A 6,156-nucleotide genomic window follows, 5' to 3' on the forward strand; every position below is an offset into this window, starting at 1 on the left:
GCCGAATCCTCCTCATTTTCAATCATGTACATGTTCTTGGCCAGCATTCTGACTCCATAAGTCAGAATGCGGATCAACTGATTCGTGGTATGCCCAATAACTAGCGGTCCTTGCGTGCTGAAAGATACATCCAGCGGAAAGACATGGTATCTTTTTTACCGCCTTCAAAGACTTCCATACCTTACTCTTATTCAGCTCCGTCACATGGGCATCGAAGTCTTCCACATGATCAACTATATAAATATAATCTGGCTCAAGCATTGTCACGCCTTCCAACGATACAATATCCCCTTCACGGATGCGCGATTCCATAGGATAATAAGATCATTCAGAATCATCGTTACAGCCTCTCCTCATGGGTAAACGATTAGATGATTGTTAGCAAGCGAATGCTAGCACACCTGTACTAATTATAATTGATAAAGATTCTCCCCTGCACTTCCGTACCTTTCAACCCGTACGCCCTGCAAACAAAGAAGCCGCCAATTCCACTGTTACAGCGGGTTGACAGCTTCATTTGGATGAGTTGATCTTCACGCAAGCTGTCCACAATAAAGTCAAGCTGCTTATCTAACGAATATATGTCATTATAATAGGATAGGCCAAAGCTACTCTCGATTAGCCGCCCTTCCTTCACAGCCGGAATGCTATTCCAGAGGGATCCGACAAGTCCTCCATTCCTTCGCCCTTGCCGCCATGCAAAATATGAAATCGATTGGCCTGATACTTCATTGTTATATGTCGAATATCCAGCATTTTAATGGATGCCTGATTCCATAGTACAAGCTGTTCACTTAATCCCATATGTGTCCGTTCAACTCCATGGCAATCATTGGCGACCCGTTCACCGATTGTATCATCTATCCATTATATTGATAACGGTTCTCATTATCAACAGTCAAGCTGCCACCTGTCCGTTTCCCTACCTAGAATCCAAGCGAGGACTGGTTATCTGTTATTTTGGGATTAGCTATGTATATTTGCTCATGTATTGTTACATGATACAATATGAAAAAAGACTGATTAAAATTTAAATGAAGGAGCGAAACGAATGTCTGTTGATGTTTATCTTAATTTCAATGGGAACTGCCGCGAAGCTGTAGAGTATTACGCCCAAGTTTTTGGAACGGAACAACCGCAAATCATGACCTTTGGCGAGACACCGCCAGACCCTAATTTCACACTTCCGGAGGAAGCGAAAAATTTAGTCATGCACACACGGCTTAACATTCAAGGCAGCAATGTAATGTTTTCCGATGTTTTTCCCGGCATGCCTTTTATTGCGGGTAACAACATAAGCCTTGCGATTGTCAGCAAGAACCTGGAAGAAATTCAATCGTATTTTCATCAATTGAAAGAAGGCGGCAAGGTCGGCATGGACCTCCAAGAAACGTTCTGGAGCAAATGCTACGGCAGCGTAACGGACAAGTTCGGGATTGAATGGCAATTTAACTATGACAGTGGAGAAACGGGAATGTAATGGATTGCCAATCATTCTGTAAATACAAAGGATATGGACCTTTTTTTTGCGCAGACAAGCCAAGGTTCTGTATCCTTTTTTTCTTCCCTTACACTATCCTCCTTTATTATGGACATTAGAAACTTGCTTTCCCTCCCTGCTGTTTGTATAATTCGGGTCAATGCACCCTACTGCCAGACAGCAATGTAAGGAGGTCACTCGCTTCGATGATTCAATCACCCCACGATCTTATTCTGTTTTCAAGCAGGGATCATATCTCGTTTATTACAAACAAAGTAGACACTGGCTATCACATCCATAATTATATCCAGATTACGATAGGTCTAGAGAACGACTTTCACATCACAATTGAAGAAGAGCCCCTTCGGGTGGAAGGGATCATTCTCGATTCCAATACACACCATAAGTTACACGGCCGCCAGGAATGGCAATGTTACATATTAGTCAATCCTGAATCTGTCTTTGGTGAATTACTGAAGCGAACATATCTGCAGGACAGCCGTTATTATGTATTGGCAACTCATCAAGCCGATTCATTACAGCAATTGGCTTCTCGAACTCTGTTCTCGCTAACTGGCTCCACGGGATACAGCGAGTTCATCACCACATTCAAACAAATATTAAAACTTCATGATTCTGCAATCGAGCATACTCTAGATGATCGCATTCAAGATGTAATAACCTGTATCGAAAAGTACCCCATACATAAACTGTCGGTCAAAACCCTCAGTCAACTGATTTATTTATCGGAGAGCAGGCTGTCACATTTGTTTAAGGAGGAAATGGGGATTTCTTTAGTCAGCTATATTCTCCATCATAAATTGGAACTGGCATTCCATTATATATTTGGCGGCTTCACGATTACGGCGGCAGCGCTGGAGGCCGGCTTCAATAGCTCTTCGCATTTTACCCGCAGCGTACGGGATAAGTTGGGGATGTCTCCGCGAGCAATTGTACAGAATAGCAGATATTTGCAAGTCAAGTAACCCGGTTGCCCTTATACTTAATCTAAAAAGGGTGAGTGGCATGAACCGATATTTGCAAGCGACAAAATTAGTCGATTTTAACCATCCTTCGATTCAACAATTGATTACGCAGCAGCAATGGCACAAGCTCAATGAATATGAAAAAATCCGCCGCGTGTATGATTATGTGCGCAACGGCATCAAGTTCGGCTATAATCGGGGCGATGATATCCCCGCCTCGGAGGTTCTTCAAGACGGTTACGGGCAGTGCAACACGAAAAGCATTCTGTTAATGGCATTATTGCGGGGAGTGGGCATACCTTGCCGAATTCACGGGTTTTACATTGATAAACAAATGCAAAGAGGGGCTCTTACCGGAACCATCTATTTATTTGCTCCCCAGAAAATTGTTCATGCATGGACTGAGGTGTATTTCAATAACGAGTGGCAGGCGCTAGAAGGCGTAATCATTGACGATTCTTATCTGGATCGAGTAAAGGATAGACTGTGCAGCGTAAACGGGGCTTATATCGGATTCGGCATATCGGTAAAAAGCAAAGAACGGATCAATCTCTGCTGGCAAGGACAAAGCACATATGTTCAAAGTTTTTCGATTACGGAGGATCTCGGTTATTATGACAATCCGGATGAATTTTTTGCTAAATACAACAATACGAACGGATTCATAATTAAGAGTCTATTTAACTTTTTGCGCAAAAGAGTGAATAAAAGGGTGGGGTCAATCCGAGACGGCAAAGGCTAAAGCTTCATCCAGACGTACAGATAAGGGTTCCCATAAGAGAACCCTTTTTTCTTATCACTTTGCATCAAAAAAAGGAACTAAAACGATGAACAACATCGCCGGGCTGCATCCTGCTTGGATAACCGAATATTTCGTATATTCCTGTTCATCATTCATCATCGCGCTCGGAGAACTCGCATTGGGATTGCCCGCCCAACTGTGAATGGGATGGCGCACAAAATATTGCGGCGATTGAAGATAAGGATCTCGGGGAACGGTCGGGGCTGCGACAAGAAGAAATAGTGATACAACCGATGAGCCGACTGATAATGAATCAAGTTCATAGTATCTAATTCAGGCACTAATTGTTTTGTTTTTAAGCAGGATTTACCCCTGGAACTCAACTCTTATTGACTGGGGACGGAGCTAGCAGATCTGCCAGAGCACCTATCGTCAGAGATCCCACATTCCCAAGAATAGCTGGAACCGTTTTATCGGCAAGTTCTATGACGATAGCTCCAATGATAGTCAATAGTACAATACATCCAAGAATTATGATGATAAACCAATAAATCCTGAAAGCGGATTGCGAGGATCTCTGAATATTAGTCACGGCAATACAAGTGAGGAATCACTTCATAACTAATTTTTTCGCCTATCTTAACCACCCTACCGTAGCCGACCAGTTGAATAAATGGATTCAAGATGTATAAATTTCAATTGCGGCCAAATCAAAGTGATGGGCAACAAAAAAGGCACCAACTACTCTGTAACATCAAAGGTAAAGTAAGTCCAACAAAATCAATAAAAATAAGCAATTGAATACAATGTTAGACATTTTAAGAAAGGATGAGTCATGCAAAAGGAATATCTCCTTATACGTGGTGCTCATCCTCTTTTTTTATAAAGAAGTGAGTGAATTAAACTACGACAATAACCGTTATTTACAACCATATTTTGACATGGTACGATATGACTCATTGGGGGGGATGTTGTGGATGTGTTCACTGTAAAAGAATTAGCTCAACACTTGAGCAAAAGCGAAAAGGTTGGTCAACTTCAAGTCAAACTAATGAAATGAAATAGCAATCGGGCAAGAACTTTTTTTATAATATCAAATCGAACGTATATTCCCCTATGCAGTTATATTCTTAACAGCAACGAGGTGTCTTATGGTTGTCGTATCGTACATTCAACAAATTATTATTACATTTATTGTCCAGAAGGTGTCGAAAGCCGTTATGAGTTGTTGGTTCTATCATGACTGTAAAGGAAGGATCAGTCAAAGCTCTGCACTCTCCTACTTGCAAGCACTTCTTCCCTTTTTTACATGGTTAGATAAGCACAGCAATTATCAAGGAAGTCGTGTTCAATGGAGTGATCCGCGAGAAGCAATTCGTGTTGCGATTGAAGATTACCTCATGAACGAAATGTCATGCAAAGTGAAATTCTTGAGGTTCGGTAAAGACACTGTAAAGCGTCTGAATCATTACATTAACACGGAACGAAAACAGCTTGATCCGAATCATTGGGGATTTGATGAATTGCCTGATCGGAAAGCTCACGACCAAATGCTTGAAAGCATGGAACAAAGAGAACGAGAGTTCAATGCCAAGCGCAAAGAAAAACGGCCTGAATCAGAGTATTATTCAACATTGCAAGGAAAAGTAGATGATAACATTCTGGATCTCCAAGATGTCAGGGGCGTATTTTTACTGGATAAAGTAAATGAACGGAATATCAAGTATTTTATAAATCAGATTATGGATATGCCGTGGTGTAATCATCTTTTACTTTACATGCTGGTTAATACAGATCGAAATTTAGATCCAAGATCTATCGAATTACATTTGCAGAGTATTCACTCAAGAATGAGAGATTTATTCCAATTTTATTCGATCCAAGAGATGCGGAATTTGAATCAAGAACAACAATCTTATTTTGAGCAGTTTTTATTCCCAATGCCATCTTTTGATTCAAGAGATTTTTCTTTTGGCAAGTTAGCTAAAGAACAAGCTCAAAATAACCGCAAGGATGAGACTGATGCCATTGTGCCATATTTGCCTGAAATCAGGGCAACTGCACGTTTTCGTTGGAGTCAAATGAAACGTCTGCGGGATGCCTTCTACAAAGCCATAGAAGGGGCACAGAAGCGTCCTAATTGCCTCCCATTAGAATTTTCACTACGATGAACCTGAACGCATTGGAGAGCGTCTGTATTTCCGTTTATGGGACAAGCCATCCTTTATCTCTCACTACCAGGATCAATTCACTGAAACGGTTGTTCAAGTTGCTAAGGATCGTAAAGGCCCGTATTCAGATGATAATAACCACATCTTTGTTGAATATGTTAAGGATGAACGGACTCAACACGCTTCATAAGAATAAAGCAGACCAAAACCGTATTACTTCCAGTATCAGAATAAAGCATTAAATAAATTCGCTATCTCATCATGCATTCGATTTTTACTACACGCGCTACAATTTGCAACGCAAGAAGAAACCCCTGTGACGGTGAAAAGTCACTTGCTCCGTCACGCATTCGCAACAGATAGCAAAGTCGGTGTGTTTAATAAGGTGTTAGGTGATACTTGCGTTACGGATTATGTATGCCCTACGAAAATGGCGTGTTTAGGCTGTAAAGCGAAAATCCCTGAACCTGAGCAAGAACATGAATTACATGAAGTGATTAAGCTTTCTAAGGATATGGAGGATCGCTTTACGAAAATGGGGCTTGATGTGGAAGTTAAAAAGGCGAACAAATAAACGACCTTCTCAACTAAGCGCGACACAAAGCTCATACATGCGGAACAGTTCATTGCAGAAAACCATAGCAAATGGACGAGGCCACTGAAAAACACGGCTTTTGTACGTAACCGAATGTGAACACATCAAAAAATACGATTTTCATTCAGATTTCACGAATGAAAATCGTATTTTTTTGCTTACTGTCCCACTGGAGGCGAGCA

At 41.2% G+C, this 6,156-nt stretch carries 7 protein-coding genes; 5 read left to right on the forward strand and 2 right to left on the reverse strand.

The features are described from left to right. Nucleotides 1–18 precede the first annotated feature (18 nt). Complete coding sequence (locus M3650_RS29475; RefSeq protein ID WP_251579803.1) at nucleotides 19–312, reverse strand: hypothetical protein; 294 nt, start codon at nucleotides 310–312, stop codon at nucleotides 19–21. Between the two features lie 321 nt (nucleotides 313–633). Next, nucleotides 634–804, reverse strand: a complete 171-nt coding sequence (locus tag M3650_RS29480; RefSeq protein ID WP_251579804.1) for a hypothetical protein — start codon at nucleotides 802–804, stop codon at nucleotides 634–636. Between the two features lie 247 nt (nucleotides 805–1,051). Between M3650_RS29480 and M3650_RS29485 the strand changes: the two genes are divergently transcribed. The 5 genes from M3650_RS29485 (at nucleotide 1,052) to M3650_RS29505 (ending at nucleotide 5,953) form a co-directional block, all read left to right on the forward strand. Continuing rightward, entirely contained in the window at nucleotides 1,052–1,480 is a 429-nt protein-coding gene (locus M3650_RS29485) for a VOC family protein (RefSeq protein WP_206097006.1), read from the forward strand. A 206-nt stretch (nucleotides 1,481–1,686) separates the two neighbouring features. Continuing rightward, on the forward strand, nucleotides 1,687–2,466 hold the full coding sequence (locus tag M3650_RS29490) for a helix-turn-helix domain-containing protein (protein WP_251579806.1): 780 nt from the start codon (nucleotides 1,687–1,689) through the stop codon (nucleotides 2,464–2,466). Between the two features lie 40 nt (nucleotides 2,467–2,506). Then, on the forward strand, nucleotides 2,507–3,208 hold the full coding sequence (locus M3650_RS29495) for a transglutaminase-like domain-containing protein (RefSeq protein ID WP_251579808.1): 702 nt from the start codon (nucleotides 2,507–2,509) through the stop codon (nucleotides 3,206–3,208). A gap of 1,151 nt (nucleotides 3,209–4,359) precedes the next feature. Beyond that, complete coding sequence (locus tag M3650_RS29500; RefSeq protein ID WP_251579810.1) at nucleotides 4,360–5,379, forward strand: hypothetical protein; 1,020 nt, start codon at nucleotides 4,360–4,362, stop codon at nucleotides 5,377–5,379. Between the two features lie 322 nt (nucleotides 5,380–5,701). Beyond that, nucleotides 5,702–5,953 carry a hypothetical protein gene (locus M3650_RS29505; protein ID WP_251579812.1) on the forward strand — a complete coding sequence of 84 codons (252 nt, stop codon included), beginning with the start codon at nucleotides 5,702–5,704 and terminating at the stop codon, nucleotides 5,951–5,953. The last annotated feature ends 203 nt before the right edge of the window (nucleotides 5,954–6,156 follow it).

This window comes from Paenibacillus sp. MER TA 81-3 (genome assembly GCF_023713585.1).
GTDB classification, from domain to species: Bacteria; Bacillota; Bacilli; order Paenibacillales; family Paenibacillaceae; genus Paenibacillus_B; species Paenibacillus_B profundus.

What these genes read in the sequence shown, in the direction of transcription:
- M3650_RS29480 (WP_251579804.1), bottom strand. Translation starts at nt 804, where the DNA reads ATGGGATTAAGTGAACAGCTTGTACTATGGAATCAGGCATCCATTAAA.
- M3650_RS29495 (WP_251579808.1), top strand. Translation starts at nt 2,507, where the DNA reads ATGAACCGATATTTGCAAGCGACAAAATTAGTCGATTTTAACCATCCT.
- M3650_RS29490 (WP_251579806.1), top strand. Translation starts at nt 1,687, where the DNA reads ATGATTCAATCACCCCACGATCTTATTCTGTTTTCAAGCAGGGATCAT.
- M3650_RS29475 (WP_251579803.1), bottom strand. Translation starts at nt 312, where the DNA reads ATGGAATCGCGCATCCGTGAAGGGGATATTGTATCGTTGGAAGGCGTG.
- M3650_RS29500 (WP_251579810.1), top strand. Translation starts at nt 4,360, where the DNA reads ATGGTTGTCGTATCGTACATTCAACAAATTATTATTACATTTATTGTC.
- M3650_RS29485 (WP_206097006.1), top strand. Translation starts at nt 1,052, where the DNA reads ATGTCTGTTGATGTTTATCTTAATTTCAATGGGAACTGCCGCGAAGCT.